Origin of the sequence: Sphingobium sp. Ant17 (genome assembly GCF_000588875.1) — a bacterium.
Classification (GTDB): domain Bacteria; phylum Pseudomonadota; class Alphaproteobacteria; order Sphingomonadales; family Sphingomonadaceae; genus Sphingobium.
Genome location: NZ_JEMV01000025.1, coordinates 26,815 through 45,226, shown reverse-complemented (window position 1 = coordinate 45,226; position 18,412 = coordinate 26,815). Strand labels below are relative to the sequence as shown.

14 protein-coding genes and 1 pseudogene are annotated in these 18,412 nt (G+C 62.3%); 6 read left to right on the top strand and 9 right to left on the bottom strand.

Annotation, left to right across the window (positions count from 1 at the left end):
- Positions 1-401: 401 nt before the first annotated feature.
- The 5 genes and pseudogenes from BF95_RS31055 to BF95_RS12675 form a co-directional block, all read left to right on the top strand.
- Positions 402-1,177, top strand: a pseudogene (locus tag BF95_RS31055) (glycoside hydrolase family 3 N-terminal domain-containing protein); the annotation flags it as partial.
- Positions 1,178-1,225: 48 nt separating this feature from the next.
- Positions 1,226-1,888, top strand: coding sequence for a glycoside hydrolase family 3 C-terminal domain-containing protein (locus BF95_RS31050; protein WP_443018364.1), 663 nt, complete (start codon positions 1,226-1,228; stop codon positions 1,886-1,888).
- A gap of 8 nt (positions 1,889-1,896) precedes the next feature.
- Entirely contained in the window at positions 1,897-2,829 is a 933-nt protein-coding gene (locus BF95_RS12685; protein ID WP_043151781.1) for a formylglycine-generating enzyme family protein, read from the top strand.
- Positions 2,826-4,466: a sulfatase family protein gene (locus BF95_RS12680; protein WP_043151755.1), complete on the top strand. Its 1,641-nt coding sequence runs from the start codon at positions 2,826-2,828 to the stop codon at positions 4,464-4,466. The genes BF95_RS12685 and BF95_RS12680 overlap by 4 nt, the downstream gene beginning before the upstream one ends.
- Before the next feature lie 91 nt (positions 4,467-4,557).
- Entirely contained in the window at positions 4,558-5,832 is a 1,275-nt protein-coding gene (locus BF95_RS12675) for an MFS transporter (protein ID WP_051519999.1), read from the top strand.
- Between the two features lie 25 nt (positions 5,833-5,857).
- Here BF95_RS12675 and BF95_RS29175 read toward each other — a convergent pair whose 3' ends face one another.
- Positions 5,858-7,000: a GGDEF domain-containing protein gene (locus BF95_RS29175; RefSeq protein ID WP_235209726.1), complete on the bottom strand. Its 1,143-nt coding sequence runs from the start codon at positions 6,998-7,000 to the stop codon at positions 5,858-5,860.
- 228 nt (positions 7,001-7,228) lie between these two features.
- Here BF95_RS29175 and BF95_RS12665 point away from each other — a divergent pair, with 228 nt between their 5' ends.
- Complete coding sequence (locus tag BF95_RS12665; protein WP_043151778.1) at positions 7,229-7,624, top strand: hypothetical protein; 396 nt, start codon at positions 7,229-7,231, stop codon at positions 7,622-7,624.
- Positions 7,625-7,766: 142 nt separating this feature from the next.
- Here BF95_RS12665 and BF95_RS12660 read toward each other — a convergent pair whose 3' ends face one another.
- The 8 genes from BF95_RS12660 to BF95_RS12625 form a co-directional block, all read right to left on the bottom strand.
- Entirely contained in the window at positions 7,767-8,957 is a 1,191-nt protein-coding gene (locus BF95_RS12660; RefSeq protein WP_043151754.1) for an MFS transporter, read from the bottom strand.
- 12 nt (positions 8,958-8,969) lie between these two features.
- Complete coding sequence (locus tag BF95_RS12655; protein WP_051519998.1) at positions 8,970-9,503, bottom strand: DUF3237 domain-containing protein; 534 nt, start codon at positions 9,501-9,503, stop codon at positions 8,970-8,972.
- A 54-nt stretch (positions 9,504-9,557) separates the two neighbouring features.
- Entirely contained in the window at positions 9,558-11,927 is a 2,370-nt protein-coding gene (locus BF95_RS12650) for a TonB-dependent receptor (protein WP_043151753.1), read from the bottom strand.
- A 73-nt stretch (positions 11,928-12,000) separates the two neighbouring features.
- Positions 12,001-13,251: an SGNH/GDSL hydrolase family protein gene (locus BF95_RS12645; protein WP_161774294.1), complete on the bottom strand. Its 1,251-nt coding sequence runs from the start codon at positions 13,249-13,251 to the stop codon at positions 12,001-12,003.
- Positions 13,236-14,987: a tannase/feruloyl esterase family alpha/beta hydrolase gene (locus BF95_RS12640; RefSeq protein ID WP_051519996.1), complete on the bottom strand. Its 1,752-nt coding sequence runs from the start codon at positions 14,985-14,987 to the stop codon at positions 13,236-13,238. Before BF95_RS12640 ends, BF95_RS12645 begins: the two co-directional genes overlap by 16 nt.
- On the bottom strand, positions 14,984-15,898 hold the full coding sequence (locus BF95_RS12635) for an ROK family protein (RefSeq protein WP_081764151.1): 915 nt from the start codon (positions 15,896-15,898) through the stop codon (positions 14,984-14,986). Before BF95_RS12635 ends, BF95_RS12640 begins: the two co-directional genes overlap by 4 nt.
- Positions 15,886-17,010 (bottom strand): glycoside hydrolase family 68 protein, encoded by a 1,125-nt coding sequence (locus BF95_RS12630; RefSeq protein WP_043151752.1) that lies wholly within the window; start codon positions 17,008-17,010, stop codon positions 15,886-15,888. The genes BF95_RS12635 and BF95_RS12630 overlap by 13 nt, the downstream gene beginning before the upstream one ends.
- A 321-nt stretch (positions 17,011-17,331) precedes the next feature.
- Entirely contained in the window at positions 17,332-18,336 is a 1,005-nt protein-coding gene (locus BF95_RS12625; protein ID WP_043151772.1) for a LacI family DNA-binding transcriptional regulator, read from the bottom strand.
- Between the last annotated feature and the right edge of the window lie 76 nt (positions 18,337-18,412).

Genomic DNA, 18,412 nt, shown 5'->3' with positions numbered 1-18,412 from the left:
GGGGTTTTGACCCTGAGCGCTGCCGCTGCGCCACAGCCCGGCTGGCGCGACCTCAATCATAATGGCCGACTTGATCCCTATGAGGATAAAAGCGCCCCGATCGATCAGCGGGTCGAGGATCTGCTGGGGCGCATGACGCTGGCGGAAAAAGCCGGGCTGATGTTGCACGGGACGTTGCCGACGCCCGGATCGTCGATCGGCTTTGCCGGACAGGCCTATGATCAGGCCGCGACCACCCGCCTGATGCGCGATCGCCATATATCCAGCTTCATTACCCGCCTCGTCGTGCCGCCCGCGCAACTGGCGGCCCAGAATAATGCGATCCAGAAACTGGCGGAGGCCGGACGCTTGGCATTCCAGCAACGATCAGCACCGACCCGCGCCACCATTTCCAGGCGACCTTGGGGGCCAGCACGACGGGCGGCGGCTTTTCGCTCTGGCCCGACATGCTCGGTTTTGCAGCACTCAATGACCCGGCCGTCACGCGCCGTTTCGGCGATATCGCCCGCGCCGAATATCGCGCCGTCGGCATCCATATGGCCCTGTCACCCCAGGCTGACCTTGCCACCGAACCCCGTTGGGCACGTTTTTCGGCGACCTTCGGTTCCGACCCCGACACCGTGTCGCGCTGGCAGGGGCCTATGTCGATGGGTTCCAGCAGGGGACAGAGGGCGTGACCGCACAGGGCGTCGCAACCGTCGTCAAACATTGGGTCGGCTATGGTGCGCAACCAGAGGGTTTCGACGGGCATAATGTCTATGGCCGCCATGCCACGCTGACCGACGCATCCTTTGCCGACCATATCCGCGCATTCGATGGCGCGCTGGCCGCGCGCAGTGCAGGCGTCATGCCGACCTATGTCATCGTCCAAGGGCCAAAGATCGCAGGGCAGCCGATCGAGCCGGTCGGCGGTGGTTTCAGCAAGCAATTGCTGTCCGGCCTGCTCCGCAGCGACAAGGGTTTTCGCGGCCTGATCCTGTCGGACTGGTCGATCACGCGTGACTGCCCACAGGCCTGCGTCGCGCCCGATGCCGCCAACCCACAGGCGCCCGCATCGATCGGCATGCCCTGGGGCATGGAACAGGCGGACAAGACAGCCCGCTTCGCCAAGGGCATAGAGGCGGGTATCGACCAGTTCGGCGGTGCCGACGACCCCGCGCCCATCCTCGACGCCGTCGCCAAGGGGCTGGTCGGCGTCCAGCGGATCGACGAGTCCGCCCGCCGGGTGCTACGCCTGAAGTTCGAACAGGAGCTGTTCGACAACCCTTATGTCGATGAACGGGCCGCCGCACGGATCGTCGGCAATCCTGAGGCCCAGCGCCAAGCCGATGCGGTCCAGCGCGCCAGCCAAGTGCTGTTGCGCAACGATCGCGCAACCCTGCCAGTCGCGCAGGGCCAGCGCATCTGGCTGCACGGCGTCGATCCGGTTGCGGCCCGCGCCGCTGGCTTCATCGTGGTTGACGACCCCGCCCAGGCACAGGTCGCGCTGGTCCGCACCGCGACGCCGTTCGAAACCTTGCATCCCCATCATTTCTTCGGCTCCCGCCAGCATGAAGGAAGGCTGGACTTCCGCCCCGATGATAAGGATGTGCAGGCAATTGCGCGCGCCGCCGCGCACGTCCCCACCATCGTCGCGGTAGAAATGGATCGCCCGGCCATCCTGACGGCGATAGAACCCATGGCCCGCGCCCTGATCGTCACGTTCGGCGCAAGCGATGCCGCCGTGCTGGACGTGGTCGCCGGCCGCGCCGCGGCACAGGGCCACTTGCCCTTCTCGCTGCCGCGATCGATGGCCGATGTGGAGGCGCAGCGCCCCGATCTTTCCGATGATGGCGCACCCCCCGCCTATCCGCGCGGCGCTGGGATCACGGTGGACGGCGGCCAATGACCGACAGCATGCGCCATGTGCCCGGCGGCGCGTTCCAGATGGGGTCGGACCAATTCTATCCCGAAGAAGCGCCCGTGCGCCGCGTTCAGGTGGATGGTTTCTGGATCGACGAGACGCCGGTAACGAACGGGGATTTTGCGCGCTTCGTGGCGGCGACCGGCCACATCACTTTGGCCGAAATCGCGCCGGATCCCAAAGATTATCCCGGCATGGATCCGGCCTTGGCGCAGCCGGGGTCGTTGCTGTTCCAACGCACGCGCGGCCCGGTGGATCTGGCGGACTATAGCCAGTGGTGGCAATTCAGCTTCGGCACCGACTGGCGGCACCCCCATGGACCCGGCAGCAGCCTCGACGGGCTCGAGGATCATCCCGTCGTCCATGTCGCGTTCGACGATGCGCAAGCCTATGCGGGTTGGGCAGGAAAATCGCTGCCAACCGAAGCGGAATGGGAATATGCCGCCCGTGGCGGCCTTGATGGTGCCGATTTTGCTTGGGGTGATGAGCTTGCACCGGGCGGCGCGATGTTGGCCAATTACTGGCAGGGCGCTTTCCCCTTCGCCAACACGCTGGACGATGGCTATGAGCGGACATCGCCGGTCCGCACCTATCCCGCCAACGGCCATGGCCTGTTCGACATGATTGGCAATGTCTGGGAATGGACGACCGACTGGTTCGCCCAGCCCCGGATCGAGCGCAAGGCCAAGGGCAGTTGCTGTGTCCCCGCCAATCCGCGCGGTGGCACGAAGCGCGAAAGCCTAGACCCCACCACCCCCGATGCACCGATCCCGCGCAAGGTGCTCAAGGGCGGGTCGCATCTGTGCGCCGCCAATTATTGCCAGCGCTATCGCCCGGCCGCCCGCCACCCACAGGCGGTGGACAGTTCGACCAGCCATATCGGCTTTCGCTGCATCATCCGCGACAAGAAGGAAAACCGCTCATGAAGAACGCCCGCCGCGCGCTGCGCGCCGCCGCCCTTGCCGCTTGCACCTTGTTGGGACCGGGCGTACTGGCCAAGCCCGTCAATGCGCCGCAAAAGCCGACCAACATGATCTTCGTGCTGGTGGATGATCTGCGCTATGATGCGATGGGCTTTCTGACGCCGGGGCTCCAAACGCCGAACATAGACGCGCTGGCCAAGAATGGCGTCTATTTCCCCAATGCCGTCGTCACCTCCTCGCTGTGCTCGCCCAGTCGAGCGACGATCCTGACCGGCCAGACCGCGCGCAACCATGGCGTGGTCGACAATAATAATAGTTCGGAGGAAGGGCTGACCTTCTTCCCCAAATATCTCCAACAGGCAGGCTATCAGACCGGCTTCTTCGGCAAATGGCATATGGGTTTCGACACCGATGCACCGCGCGAAGGCTTTGACAAATGGGTCAGCTTCAAGGGGCAGGGCACCTATTTTCCCAACGAATTGCTCTCACCCGAACGACTCGCAGCGGGCGATCGGCAAATGCTCAACGTCGATGGTACGGCGGTGAAGCGCACCGGCTACATCACCGATGAACTGACTGATTATGCGATGAACTGGCTGGAAAAGGGCCGCGACACGGCCAAGCCCTTCTTCCTCTATCTCAGCCACAAGGCCGTTCATAGCGACCCGCTGCCGCCCGAACGCTACAAGAGCCAATATAGCAAGCTCGACATCAAGCTGCCCGCCAGCATGGCGAACACGCCGGAAAATAATGCGGGCAAGCCTCTGTGGGTCCAGAACCAGCGCAACAGCTGGCATGGCGCGGACTTCCCCTATCATACGGACAATCCCATGACCGAGCAGGTCCGCGACTATTATCGCACGCTCAGCCCCGTCGATGACAGCCTGGGCCGCATCATGGCTTATTTGAAGAAGAACAAGCTCGACAAGAATACCATGGTCGTCTTCTATTCCGACAATGGTTTCATGATCGGCGAACATGGCCTGATCGACAAGCGTAACGCCTATGAACCCTCGGTCCGCGTGCCGATGATCGTCTGGGCACCGGGCATGGTGCCCAAGGGCGTCACCAACCCGGCGGTCGTGCGCAACCTCGACCTCGCGCCCACCTTCCTCGATATCGCCCATGTCGCCAAGCCGCAGCAGATGGAAGGCAAGAGCTTCCTGTCCGTGGCCGAAGGCAAGATCGACGAAAAAGCCTGGAATCCCGGCGATTTCGTCTATGAATATTATTGGGAATGGAGCTTCCCGCAGACCCCCACGACCTTTGCGATCGAGCGGGACCGTGTGAAATACATCCAATATCACGGCGTCTGGGATCTGGAGGAACTATATGACCTCAAGACCGACCCTGACGAGATGCATAATCTGATCGAAGATCCGGCCTGGCTCGACACCAAGATCACCTTGCGCAAGGCCTTGTTCGACCAACTCGGCAACCGCAACGGCCAGCATGTCGTGCCCTATACCCGCAAGACAAGTTCGGGGCTGGTCCATCGCAATATCAACGGTTCTCATGCCGCCGATTTCCCGGCCGACTGGTATGTCCAGCCCAACCTGCCATCGAAGATGAACGACCTGTTTGCCGACACGCCCGCCAAGCTGAAGGCAGATGCCGCTGGCAAGGCCTATCGGCCGTGATCGGCGATAGCGTCCATTCTATCGGGGCGATGCGACTGCACGCGCATCACCCTGTCGCCGACATTGCGGCCTATGGGAAGGCGAAGGCAGGATGAACCCCATCGAAACGGCCATGATCGGCGAACCGACAGAGCATAAGGCGCGTCCGCCCGTGTCGCTCGGCTTCATCGCCATCTATGTGCTGGCCCAATTCGGCATCTGGATCGCGCTGCTGACGCCGGTCGTCATCACCATCGCGCTGCGCGTCAGCGAAATTGCCGGTGAAGCTGAAAAGGGCCGCTGGCTGGGCATCATCCTTGCCATTGGTGGTTTCGTCGCGCTCGTCATCACGCCGATCTGCGGCGCCCTGTCGGATCGCACCCGCAGCCGGTTCGGCCGCCGTCGTCCCTGGTTGCTGGGCGGATTGTTGGTCAGCGGATTGGGGTTGACGATTCTTGGCACCGCGCCAAACCTCCTGATCCTGGGCATCGGCTGGGTCATCTGTCAGGCTGGCTTCAACGCCATGCAGGCGGCCTGCCTTCCCATTTTGCCCGACATCATCCCAGTCCGTATGCAGGGGCGCGTTGCAGGCATGCTCGGCATGACATCGACGGCAGGCACCTTCGCGGGCAGCTGGATCACCCAATATACCCAATCCTCGGACCTGATGATGTTCCTGGTGCCCTTTGCCATCACGGTCGTCAGCATCCTCACCTTATGCGTCATCCTGCCCGATCGTCCGGCGGTCAGCAGCGACGTCAGGATGAGCCCCGGCCTGATGTTCCGGTCCATCTTCGCGCCGTTCCGTGATTGGGATTTCAGCTGGGCCTTCGGCAGCCGCTTCCTGATCATGATGGCCTGGTCCTTCCTCCTGACCTATCAGCTTTTCTTTCTGACCGACCAGTTGTCGCTCAGCCGATCGGACGCGACGCAGGTGATGGTCAAGTCGATGGCGATCATCGCGTCGGCCACCATCGCCATTTCGCTCGTCGGCGGTTTCATCACCGACTGGACGGGTCGCCGCAAGCCGCTCATCTTCGTCGCAGCCGCGTTGGAAGCGTCGGGGTTTCTGGTCATCGCGCTCGCGCCATCCGTGTCGCAATTTCTGGTAGGCGTGGCCTTGGCGGGGATCGGCAAGGGCCTCTATTTCGCCGTCGATCTGGCGCTGCTGGCGGCCATCCTGCCAAGCGAGGAAGACCGTGCGAAGGATATGAGCGTGTTCCAGATCGCCAATTCCCTGCCGCAATCCCTGGCCCCGGCAATCGCCCCGATCATCCTGGCGGTGGGCAGCGCGGGCGGCAAAAATTATGCCGCCATCTATCTGACGGGCGCGGTGTTTGCCCTGCTGGGTGCCTTCGCGATCAACCCCGTGCGCCGCTCGCGGTAGGGGGGAAGAAGATGCGCTGCCGGTCTCAGGCTACCGCCAGGCCGGACTGGTGGAGATCCTCCACCGTGCAAAAATGCACCTGCGCCTTTCCTTTGGCCTTTGATCGATACAGGGCAGTATCGGCAAAGGCCATCAACCGCTCCAGTTCCAGGCCGAACTCCGGTGCCATCGCGATTCCGACGCTGACCGTTATGCGCATCTCTATTCCATCGATCAGATAGGGCTCGCTCAGTTGCTTGATGATGCGCCGTGCGAGCAGGTCGGCTTGATCCGGATGCCGCACCTGGCATTGAAGCAATAGAAATTCGTCGCCCCCCAGACGGCAGGCGACGTCTTCTGTTCGGATCATGAGTTGAAGACGCCGTGCGACCTCTCGCAGCATTGCGTCCCCGGCAGGATGGCCATATCGATCATTGATTGCCTTGAAGCCGTCCAAATCGAGATAGTGGATCGCCATCTGTTCGCCAGTTTGCGACGACTGGACGTTGGCCTGAAAAGTCTCGCGTAGCAGGAGGCGGTTGGGCAGTCCTGTCAGCGGATCAAAACGCGCAAGTTTGGCAAGGTCATGTTTGGTCGTCAGATGCTCGACGGACGAAGCATAAAGATGTCGCACGGACTGCAAGCTCATCAACGCCACCGTGACAAGAAAAAATGCCTGCAACGCGAAAAATTCGGCATGAAGATGTTGCTCGAATTCGTTCATGGCATGCATCATCATGGCGACGGCGGTCGGCAGAACCACCAGCGACAGGCTTGTGACGCATAGCCGCGGGCGCGATGCGTTGCGCGATACGATCCCGGCACCGAAGGTGAAGATGAGGCTGATCGTGGCAATATGAACGAGCGGTTCGTGCGCGACCAAGGCGCGAATATGGAGCGCTGCGAGTAGAAGCGCAAAAATATAAGTCAGAAACGCATAGCGCCTCTCCCAGGCTTTTAGCGCTGGGACATCCTGCGTGGTGCTGCCCGCTGCATTATAGGCTTTGATGAGCCAGACACGCGCAACGGTAACAACTATGGCGGTGCCGGTTAGAGTCGCGATCAGCCCGTCCTGCCACTTGAGATAGATAAGCGTGCCGACGAGGGCGTAGAGGACACCAAAGCCCATAATCGGCATGGCCATCGTAAAGAGCGTCGATACCAGATCACGATATACCGCGTCCGGCAACGTGACGCCACCAGCCGTGCCGAATGCCGAAAATCGGCGATGCGATCCATTACGCGCCCGTCTCTCCATACGCCACCATGCCAGCAAGACTATTAACAGCGTCCTACCGATGCGCCGAACGGAAAGGGCAAGGTACAGTGGCGACGAGGCCTGGACCTATCAATCGGTGACACCCCGTGCTGATCGCGCTATCGGGCCACAACTTTGGCCATGGGATGGAAAGGCGTCATGCTGCCCGCACGCACCTACAGCATATCGATCGACCGGGATTGGCGCGCACTTTACGACAGCATCTGGCTACCGGATGTCTTTCCCAAATGGGCTTCAGGCCTCGCCGAATCCAATCTTCGTCAGGAAGGCGACCGATGGATGGCCGATGGACCGGAAGGCCCGGTTACGATCCGCTTCACGCCGCACAATGCGTTCGGGTTGATGGATCATTATGTCGATGCCGGAAATGGCCAGGAAATCCATGTCCCCCTGCGCGTCATCGCCAATGGCGAAGGGGCAGAGGTCATGCTGACGCTTTTCCGTCAGCCCGGTATGGATGATGAGATGTTTGCCCGCGACGCCAAATGGATCACCCGTGATCTGCGCGCGCTCAAGGCATTCGCAATGGCCTGATCGGTAATGGCTGCTACGCCAGATTCGCGCGCATCGTCGCTGCGGCTCTTTAAACACAGCCTTCGCTGACCTTCTCGCCGGACACTGATGCGTCCAGGACGTGTCGCGCGCCTGGATCGCCATCCTGTCCCTCGACCCGCGATCAATAATCAATCGCGCCCCGCCGCGCCAACTCGCCGCTCGCCGGATCGAAGATCATGTTGAGCACCAGCCCCACCGCCAGCATGGCCGCAAGCAGCGTCGCGAGGTAGAAGCCATAGATGGCGTCGCCGAAATAATCGCCGATCAACCCCATCGCCAGCGGGGCCACGACTGCACTGACGCAGGTGAAGAACAGGATGACGCCCGAAATCGCGCCATGCTGGGGCTTGGGAAAACAACTGATGCCCTTGGAATTGAGCGTCGGATACAACACCGACATGAACAGGCCCGACAAAGGCAGCGTCATCACCGCCATCGGCCGACCGCCAAAAATGGCAAGCGCAAAGCACAGCAGGATGGCAATGCCGCACGAGCCCAGCACGGCGGTCCAGTTGAACCGCTCCAGCAGCCAGAAACCGGCAAAGCGGCCAATGACGCGCAGGATGAAGAAGATCGACAGCGCATAGGCCGCCCATTGCCAGCCCGGCCCGGCATAACCCGCCAACAAGGTTGGCATCCACACATAGATGGCGGTCTCGACGCCGACATAGAGCATGATCCCGCTGCTGAAGGCCAGGGCATAGCGGTTGCGCATCATCGCCAGCATGTCGGCCATCGGCGCGCTGTCCGCCTTTGCCTGCACCGGAGGGTAGGGCACGCGCCAGGCCAGAACCATGAGCAGGCCGCACAGCGCGGCGGCGATCAGATAGAGCCATTTCCACGACGCATCATGCGACAGCAGATAGGCGACGATCGCCGGCCCGATAATCGCACCGATGCCGAAAAAACCCTCCACGACGTTCATAGTCGCCGTATGCGCGCGCGTCGATGTCGATATGTCGCCGATCAATGCCAGCGCCGCCGTCTTGAAGATGCCGACAGCCAGCCCGCCGACGAACAGCAGGACCAGAAACAGGCCGAAACTACTCACCCAGGCGAACAAGGAGGCGCTCAAGCCGAACAGCGCGAGGCCCACCAAAATCGTCGGCTTGCGTCCGAACCGGTCCGCCAGCGATCCCAGCAACACGCCACCCAGCGCAATGCCGCTCATCGTCGCATAATGAAAGGCACCGCCTGCCGTCATGCCCAGGCCGAATTCGCGGATCACCGACGGAATGATCACCCCGACCGATTCCGATGTCATCGCGAACATCAGGAACATCAAATAGGTGAGCCAACGAATGCGTGCCATTTGTCTGCGGTCCTAAACCAGCTTGTACATGCGTATGCGCACGGCGGGGGTATCCATCTCCGGCACCGGGCCTACGGTCCCTGCGAACACGGCCTCGTTCAACCAAGCATGCGGCCCATTGGGGACTTCGAACACGGCGCTCGTCCGCGCATAGCCCTTGCCCGCCACGCCCTTGTTGCGGATGTGGATGACGGTTCCGTCGGCCTCCCGCATCAGATAGGCGGCCTCCAATTCGGTCATGCCGTCCGGGCGGATCAATTGCCAGTCCATGCCTTCGGGAAAGATGGTGCCGCTGATCCGTGGCCCCTTGAACGTGCCGCCGGTGATAGGAATACGAACGCGTTTGCCGTGCGGCGTCTCGCCAATTTCTTCGGGCGGCCCCAGCGTGACGATCGCCTCATAGACGAATTCCGCCTTGGGGATGTCCTCTGCCACGGGCGTAGGCGATGCCGCTTTAGCCATGAGCGGAACGGCGGCGAATCCGCCGGCGGCCAGCAACAGGCTGCGGCGTGTCTGCGGGTCGTTCGGGAATTGCCTGTCAGCCATGATGCTACCCTTTCCGAAAAATGGGACGTCCCCCACGGGACGCCCCATCCTAGCTTAGAATTGCATGCCCAGGCGCACGCCATAGGTACGCGGCGGATCATAGTTGGCGGTGGTCGAACTCCACACCGTCACCAGATTATTGGCCACGCACTCATCTTCGAGATTGTTGACGAAGCCGGTGATCGACAATTGTCCATCTTCGGTTTCATACCGCAGGTTGAGGTCGGTCTTGGTATAGGAGGCCCGGCGGCTTTGCGCATAATTTTGGATGTCGCTGAACGTCCGCGACTGGACATAGAAGTCCACACTCGGCGTCAGGCTGCCTGCACCGCCCAGGTCGAAGATATGCGCATAGCTGACCCGCGCGCTCCACTTGGGCGCATTGGGCAGTTCATTGCCCGACACGTCACGCACGACATTGGTGGGCAAAGGCAGGTTACCGAACGCACCGGTGACGCCGTTATAATTGCCGCTGGCCGAATTGAGATTGTCCGATGCCGTCGGGAAGGACCGGATCTTCGCGTCGAGATAGGAAACGAACCCGCTGATCCGGTCATTGCTCGTCGGCCGGACGATCGCTTCCAGTTCGATCCCGCGCAGCCGCGCCGTCGCGGCATTGGTGGTCACCGCCGACACCTGATTGGTCAGCGGATTGAGCACGATGCTCGATACCTGCAGATCCTTATAATCCATGTTGAACGCCGTGGCGGCAAGGTAGAGCTTGCCCCCCATCAGCGAGCTGCGCACGCCGATTTCGTAATTGGTCACGGTTTCGGGCTGATATTCCCGGAACTCCGGCGCGTTGCCTGTGGCTTCTAGGCCACCGCCACGAAAACCCGTGCCGACGCTGGCATAGGCTAAAGTTTCGGGCGTCAGCTCGTAATTCACGCCCGCCTTCCAACTGACGTTGGAAAATTTCGCTTCCGGCCGGTTGGTGTCGTCGGTCAGGGCATAGACGAAGGGAATGCCGGGACAGGTCGTTGGCGTGATATTCTCCAGCGTGATCGTGTCGCCAGGACAGACCAGTTCGATATTGCGCTGGTTGACCTGCTCCCAGGTCGACCGCACGCCGCCCAGGATCTTCAAACCCGGTGCCAGTTCATAGGTGCCCTGCCCGAACACCGCCTGCGACTTGCTCCCCTGACCGCGATAGGAGGTCACGACATCGACGCCGCTGATGGTCGTGATATTATTGCCCGTGCCCGCGACCTTGGCGATTCCAGCCGCATTGAGGATGCTGCCGAACGGTGCGGGCGCTGTATCGCCGGCATGCAGCAGGCGCGTGCCCGATGGCTGCTTGTCCTGATAGAGGAAGCCGCCCAGCACCAGGTCGAACCGGCCCGCATTATAATTGACGTTCACCTCATGCGATTGGGTTTCGGTACGGCGGTTGATATTCTGCTGCGTGAACACGCCGGTCGCGGAATCCACGCCATTATTCTTCAGCACCGAATAGCCCGCCAGATAGGTGAGCGAGAGCGCGTCGGTCGCCTGCCAGGTCAGCCGCGACCGGGCGGCGTAATATTTCAGGTCCATCTGATTGTCGGTGACCAGATCCTGCCCCGGATTGACGACTTCATCATAGATGGTCTGGATCGGGCCGAACGTGCCCGCCGCGATGTTGGCGTCGGGATAGACGTTGCGGCTGCGCATATAGGTCAGCGGGATCGTGCCCTTATTTTCCCCATAGTTGAGTGACAGGCGCCAGGTCAGGCTGTCGCCCAGACGCAGGATGCTGTTGACGCGCAGCCCGGCCTGGTCCGTCTTGTTGTAATTCTGCCGGGCGCCATATTTGCCCTCGAACCCGTCATCGACCTGACGATAGGCGGCAATACGCAGGGCAAAAGCGTCACTGATCGGCAGGTCGACGGCGGCGCGGGCGCGCACTTCGTTGAACCGGCCATATTGGATATCGGCATTGAAGCCCATATCCTTGCCCGGATCGGCGGTGTTGATGTTGACGACGCCTGCGGTCGCATTGCGCCCATAAACGGTACCCTGCGGCCCGCGCAGAACCTCGACGGAGCCGAGGTCGAACAGGCCGAGCGTCAGCACGGCGGCGGACGGATCATAGATGCCATCGATCTGCGTCGCGACCGTGGAATAGCCGCTGAAGCTGTTGTTGCTGCCGATGCCGCGAATGGCAAAGCCGTTCTGGCTCGATTGCAGGCCCGGCACCGTGCTGGTCAGCGCTGCGGCGGAATCCACGCCCTGCCGGTTCAAACTGTCCTGCGACACGACACTGATGGCGACTGGTGCCTTGGACAATTTCTCGGAGGTTTTTTGCGCGGTGACGATGATGTCGCCGCCATAATTATCGGCCATGTCCGTTTCAGCCTGCGGCGGCGCTACATCCTGCGCTAGCGCGGGGAAGGACAAGGCGGCGACACTGGCGCCGACGAACAGAAATGAGAAATGCTTCACGATACTCTCCCTTTTTATGGAGGCTTGGATCGTCACCCTGTTTCGATCCAAGTCCTTGTTTTCATGCTATGATTTAAAAGTTGAAATGGTCCCATGCGGCCTTGGCCATGACGGCATAGCCCGCGTCCGACGGGTGGAGCTTGTCGCCACAATCATATTGGGCGAGGATATGGTCGGGCGCGGCGGGATCGCGGACGGCGGCGTCGAAATCGATCACGCCGTCAAACTCGCCGCTGGTGCGGATCCACTGGTTGATCGCCTGGCGGATCACTTCCTTGGCAGGCGTCGCATAGCCCGGAAAGGTCGAACCCAGGAACGGCGTCAGCGTCGCGCCATGGACCCGGATGCCCTGCGCCCGCGCCCGCGCGATCATCTGGCGATAGCCAGCGATCAGGTCATCGGCAGTAATCGTGTCATGGAGTCCGTCGGTGCGCGGATTGTCCAGACCGCTCAGCCCCAGATCGTTGATACCTTCCAGTAGCACGATGTCGGTAACGCCAGGCACGGCCAGCGCGTCGCGGTCGAACCGCGCCAGACCGCTCGGCCCGACTTCTTCGCGCAACACCCGATTGCCGCCGATGCCCGCATTGGCGATGCCGACATTGGCGATCCCCTTCGCGTTCAGCATCTTGGCCAACTGCCCTGGCCAACCGCGCAGCAGCGGATCTTTGGCCCCAAAGCCATCGGTTATGGAATCGCCAAAGGCGACGATCGTCCGGGCGTCCTTATCCGACTGCACGAACACCGACGTGACGATTTCACGCATGGATATCGACTTGGTATTGCGCAGCGTCGCCACCCCGGTCTGGTCGTCACCGACCGCCCACTCGGCGCTGTGATTAGGGTCGGCCTGCGGCATTGTGACCTTGGCGGGCAGATAGACGCTGACGACCGCGACTGCGCCCGGCTTCACCTGCAAGGGCAGCGGGTCGGACAAGAGGGGCGCCCCTGCGGGCAACCGTACCGATCGCGCCCCCGAAAAGGTCAAAGGCTGGATGCTGGCCGCATCGATCCGACCCTGCGCGTCGGCCAGGGCAATGGTCGCACTGCCGATCGCGACGTCGGTCGGCTGGGTGTCGCCTGACAGGCGCACCTGAACCTTGGTTCCGCCCGCGCTCAGGCGCAGATGATAGCGGATGGTCCCCTGCACCTCCGGCGCAGGCTCCCAGAAATCGAACGGCAGCTTGGCCACGGGCAGGGAAGGGCTGGACGCCCAGCTTGCCACCCACCGGCCATCGTCCGCCGCCACCGCCTGCATCGGCAGCAACGCCGCCTGCATCGCGATGACCCCAAGGGCAAGCCGGCCTATCATCCTCTTACGCATTCGAAGCTTTCCTTTTTCTCGACATCGCCCTGGCCCTTGTACCGGGCATAGGCGGGGTATCGGCAGATCGGACGGGTACGGCCCGGCCATGGACTGGCCGCAGCGGCCACGGCATTCAACTGTTCGGGCGCACGGCCCTGCTCGACCCAATCGACCATCGCGGCAAAGGCGTCATAGCGATCGGTCGATGGCCCACCCTCGCAATGGTTCATGCCGGGCACAGGGAAGACGCGCACGGTGTCCGCGCCTTTGCCCGCATAACGGGCGTCGACCTCCCGATACCATTGCAGCGTGTCGTCCAGCGAGAAGACCGGATCGGCCGCGCCATGCGGCACGATCAGCTTGCCGCCAGCGGCCCGGAACCCATCGATATCGGGCGATCGCGCCGACATCATGTCCCAGCCCGAAGCCGGGAAGGGAGCCTGCGCGCGATAGATGGCGTCGGCGTCCCGATCGAAATCATAGGCCATCTGCCACTGCATCATCCCCTGCGGATCGGCGGCAACCAGCTTGGGCGGTGTCTGGAAGATGGCGGACAGGGCTGATCCGCCGACGACGATGCTCAGCGCCGGAACGCCCTCCTTGGCCAATCCCAATTTCCATACCGCCCAGCCCGGTTCGCCGACCCCGCCGTCCCAAGGGAAACGGACATAGAGGGGTGACCCATCGCTCTTGCGCGGACCGGACATGGACCGGACAAGCGCATCGATCTGCAAATTGGACAAACACTGTCCGTTTCGCTGTCCGGTACAGGCGAAACCGCGCAGCACCGGCAGCACATCTTCATTGCCGCACTGGCCATAATGCGCGACCAGACCATCGGCCAGGCCATCCTTGGCATCGCAGGCCTTCAGGATAGCCTGCCGAACGATCCCCAATTCGCTGGTGGAAAATGTGCCCGCCAATTGCCCGAACGGCCGCACGCCATCGGGGCCGGGGGGCACCAGGCGTCCAAATGTCTGCACGTCCCAGGCCTGCGCCAGCGCCGCGCGCGGCAGCGACATGCCCGGCGCCGCCGCGACGATCCCGTCGAATGCATCAGGATAGCGATGGGCCACCGCCAACCCTTCCTGGCCACCCTTGGAACAGCCCGCAAAATAGGAATAGCGCGGCGCCCGGCCATAAAAGGTCGCGATCGCCGCCTTGGCCGCATCTGTCACGGCACCCAAAGAGGCATAGGCATAATTGCGCCGCGCTTCCGGGTCGAAGCCGAACGCCACCGCACCGCCCTTGGCTGGATCGCTGTTGATAGCATTGTCATGCCCGGAATCCTGGCTGACGACCGCATAGCCCTGGGCCAATGCAGGCGTGACGAGGCCAACACCAGCCAGCGCGCCCAACGCATTGCCAATGTCGCCATTGGTCCCACCGCCGCCTTGGAACAGGAAACGCCCGTTCCACGCCATCGGCAGGCGCAGATGGAATTTGATCGCATAGCTCTCACCGTCCACGCCTGTACGTTCAGCCATCACCGCCTGAACGTCGCAATGCGCTTTCAGCGGAACCGCGCTGTCATATTGAAAGCCCTGCGGATCGGGCTTGGGCGCTGGCCCTTCCGGAACGAACACCGCACTGGTCACGCGCGTCGAGGCATCGGGCCAATGGCCTTGCAAGGCCGATGCAAAGGCGGCGCAGCGATCCCCGACCGCTGCGGTCGGCGCGACATCGGTCAACGACGTGCAGCCGCTCAGCGCCACGATCGCCGCGGCTATGCCGGAATAGCGCCATCCGCTCATGCCTGGCTCTCCATCAGCGCATTGTGCCCCACGACAATTGCACCCAATGGTCCCGCATCGCGCCCCAGGGCGGGGGGCACGATCAGCGTCTCCAAGGCGGCTAGATCCAGGCCCGCCAGATAGCCGCCCAGATTGGCGGCGACCGCCACCTGTATCTTGGCCAGCAGCGTCGGACGGAAATCCAGCACCCCGCCGCCGATCACCAGGCGTTGGGGCGACACGCACAGGATCAGCATCGCCACCCATTCGCCCAATTCGCGCGCCACCCGATCCCAAAGCGGATCGTCATCGGGCATATCCGCCAGCGCGCCGTTTGCCCGCGCTGCAAGCGCTGGACCGCCCACCAGTCCCTCAAGGCAATCGCCATGGGCAGGGCAGGCACCAGCGAACATATCGCCCGGCGTCCGCCGAATGCGCATATGCCCTGCTTCGGGATGAAGGCGGCCATGCACCGCCTTGCCATCGACCACCAGGCCAAGGCCAACGCCCGTCCCGATCGTCGCATAGCCATGCACTGCGCATCCCATCGCCGCGCCCCATTGCCCTTCGGCCAGCGCCGCACCACCGACATCGGTGTCGATGCCGACGGGCAGGGCGAAGCGCCGCGCGAAATGCCCATGCACATCCGCCCCCGCCCAGCCGGGCTTGGGCGTATTTTCGATCCGGCCGAAATGCGCGTTGCCAGGGTCCAGGCATAGCGGGCCAAAGCTGCCGATTCCGATTGCCTCGAACGGCACTTCGTCCTGCCACCCCGCCAAGGTCGCCGAAACCCGGTCCAGCGTCTCCGGCCCCTCGGTGGCCCAGCGCTGCTGCCGCAGGATATCCTTCCCCCGCGCCAGCGTCGCGATACATTTGGTGCCGCCCAGTTCGACGCCCGCGATCATGGTTTCCGGTGCCATCATGCTAGCCATGCCTTCTCACCATTGATGATAAGGCGCAATTCAGGGGCAGGGGTGCCGCCGAAATGCGCTCGCGCCTGCGCGACATCGCGCGGCGGCTCCGCCAACCCGACCAGGTCGGCAAAGCTCTGCACGCATAGATCAGGGAGCACCAGCCAGCTATAGGCCTGGAATGGCGCGGACGGTGGATTGCCGAAAACCAGCCCCGACCCGTTGAGCGGTCGCCAGGGTCCAAAGAGCCTGTCCGCGACCATCCCGTAAAGCCCGGTCGGCCCAGCCGGACCATCGGCCGCGAACACCTTGGTCTGCGTCGACCAGAACAGATAATAGCGCCCGTCCCGCATGATGACGTGCGGGCGTTCCAGCTCATTGTTCAGCCCATCCGCCTCGACGAGCGGCGGCAAGACCTCCCACTCCTGGTCAGCGACCTGGCGCGCAATGCCAACCGCCCCATTCCATGCCGAGCGCGACCGTGCGATTGATCCGGCAAATAGGATATAGTCTTGATTGTCGGCCGGATCGCGGAAAAAGGCCGGATCGCGAAATGCCTTGATCGTGCCGACCGCGCCGCCGCCTGCCATGTCGCGGCTATAATGGAGATCGTCCGGCTCCAGAAACTCGATAGGCTCCGACCAGGGCGAAAGCGCTATGGCGCCATCCTGAACGGTCAAGGCCGCGCAGGTAAAAAATAGCCGCTGGGCAAAGCTGGTTTCCACCTCGCCCCGGACGCCGGCCACGGTATAATAAAGCGTGATCGTCCCGCCGTCGGGCGAAAGGATGGCCGAACCGGACCATTCGCGACTGCCGGGCGAAAAATCGTCCGGCAAAACCGGCCCTAGATCGCGCCACTCACCCTCAACGCGATGCAGCATCTGCATCCGCGCCACGGCATGTCTGGCGTCCGGATCGGGCAGAATGGGTGCCGACAGCGCGATGAACAGCGTGCCGCCTGCAATAGCGGCCGGGTGGCCATCGACGTCCTGAACCGGCCAATAATCCCACAGGTCCAGCGTCTCGATCACGCGGCGCTGCGTCGGGATGATCGGAGCGCAAGGCGCTGTAGCTGGATTGATCCGCTGGACGTCGCCCGCGGTCCAAGGGCTGGTGAAAGGCACGTTACTCATGCGCCGATGCCCGCTGGTGTTATGACCCCCGCCAAAGCGTGCAGTCCTTGGCGGAGGCCCGACTTCGGCCCGGCGGCAAGAACGGCCGGAGAAGGCGTTGGGAAAGGACGCAAGACGAGGGAAGCGGCAAGATCGTCGCGGCGGCCATGTCGCCCAGCCAAATATGGCGCAGCCTTTGCCTTAGCCTTCAACGATCATCCCCTATGCGCAGCTATCTTGTCGGTCGACAGATATTTCAAAAAACAAACGTTTGCAACGACAAATGCAAACGTTTGCAAAACTTGCATACTAAGGTGCTACCTGCCTGATTTCAAAGCTGGTTTATGCCGAAGCGCGGAGCACAAGTGTCGGCTGCAGAGAGATGGAGGCGGCATCCTCTCCCGCTATGCGCTGGAACAGCAGGTCGACCATCATCTGCGCGCCAAGCACCACATCCTGCCGGATGGTCGTCAATGAAGGCGTGGTTTGTTCGGCAATGAACACATCGTCATAGCCCACAACAGCCACGTCATCGGGCACGCGCAACCCATGGTCGGCAATCGCCCGCAGCGCGCTCAGGGCAATCACGTCGGACGCAGCGACGATGCCATCGGGCACGGCTTCATCCCTCAGATAATCTCGCACGGTCGCATAGGATGCTTCGGGTGTCACATGCGACGGCAGGACTGACCCTTGCGGCGCACCGCTTTGCGCGATCGCGAGGTTGAAGCCTGCAAAGCGTGCCTCGAATTCCGGCACGGCGGGATTGCCAACGAAAGTCAGCTTCTTCCGGCCCTGAGACAGGAGGTGTTGCGCGGCCAACCGTCCGCCCTCGAAATTGTCGGATCCGACGGTCAATTGGCTATAACCGGGGATCGATGCTCCCCAGACGATCAGCGGCCCATATTGTGCCGACACTTTCTCGATCACATCGATCTGGTCCGATTGCCCAACGATGATTACGCCATCGACCTTGCCCGATTCGACAAAGGCTTTGAGCCATGTGTCATTGGATGGAATGATGCGCGACAGCAGCAGATCATAGCCCTGATCGGCCAGTGCATCGGCCAGCGACGCGATCAGGCTCATGAAGAAGGGATCAGTCAGATGCTGCTCGGTCTCATGGCCGAGCGGTAGGATCACCCCCACCGCACCCGTCCGCCGGAGCCGGAAATTGCGCGCAGCGACATTGATCTGGAAATCATGCTCGCGAGCCAGCTGCTTGATCTTGTCCCGGGTCGCGATCGCGACAAGCGGATTGTCGGCCAAAGCACGGGAAACCGTCGATATGGAAACGCCAGCAAGCGCGGAAAGGTCGGCAAGGCTGGAGGCTTTCTGGCGTTTCATCCACATATCCCAAATCGACCGCCACACATGATTCCGGGTCTCGTCTTCCCGTTACAGGTATTTGGCTATAGGGCGA

What these genes read in the sequence shown, in the direction of transcription:
- BF95_RS12685 (WP_043151781.1), top strand. Translation starts at nt 1,897, where the DNA reads ATGCGCCATGTGCCCGGCGGCGCGTTCCAGATGGGGTCGGACCAATTC.
- BF95_RS12680 (WP_043151755.1), top strand. Translation starts at nt 2,826, where the DNA reads ATGAAGAACGCCCGCCGCGCGCTGCGCGCCGCCGCCCTTGCCGCTTGC.
- BF95_RS12675 (WP_051519999.1), top strand. Translation starts at nt 4,558, where the DNA reads ATGAACCCCATCGAAACGGCCATGATCGGCGAACCGACAGAGCATAAG.
- BF95_RS12665 (WP_043151778.1), top strand. Translation starts at nt 7,229, where the DNA reads ATGCTGCCCGCACGCACCTACAGCATATCGATCGACCGGGATTGGCGC.
- BF95_RS12660 (WP_043151754.1), bottom strand. Translation starts at nt 8,957, where the DNA reads ATGGCACGCATTCGTTGGCTCACCTATTTGATGTTCCTGATGTTCGCG.
- BF95_RS12655 (WP_051519998.1), bottom strand. Translation starts at nt 9,503, where the DNA reads ATGGCTGACAGGCAATTCCCGAACGACCCGCAGACACGCCGCAGCCTG.
- BF95_RS12645 (WP_161774294.1), bottom strand. Translation starts at nt 13,251, where the DNA reads ATGCGTAAGAGGATGATAGGCCGGCTTGCCCTTGGGGTCATCGCGATG.
- BF95_RS12640 (WP_051519996.1), bottom strand. Translation starts at nt 14,987, where the DNA reads ATGAGCGGATGGCGCTATTCCGGCATAGCCGCGGCGATCGTGGCGCTG.
- BF95_RS12635 (WP_081764151.1), bottom strand. Translation starts at nt 15,898, where the DNA reads ATGGCTAGCATGATGGCACCGGAAACCATGATCGCGGGCGTCGAACTG.
- BF95_RS12630 (WP_043151752.1), bottom strand. Translation starts at nt 17,010, where the DNA reads ATGAGTAACGTGCCTTTCACCAGCCCTTGGACCGCGGGCGACGTCCAG.
- BF95_RS12625 (WP_043151772.1), bottom strand. Translation starts at nt 18,336, where the DNA reads ATGAAACGCCAGAAAGCCTCCAGCCTTGCCGACCTTTCCGCGCTTGCT.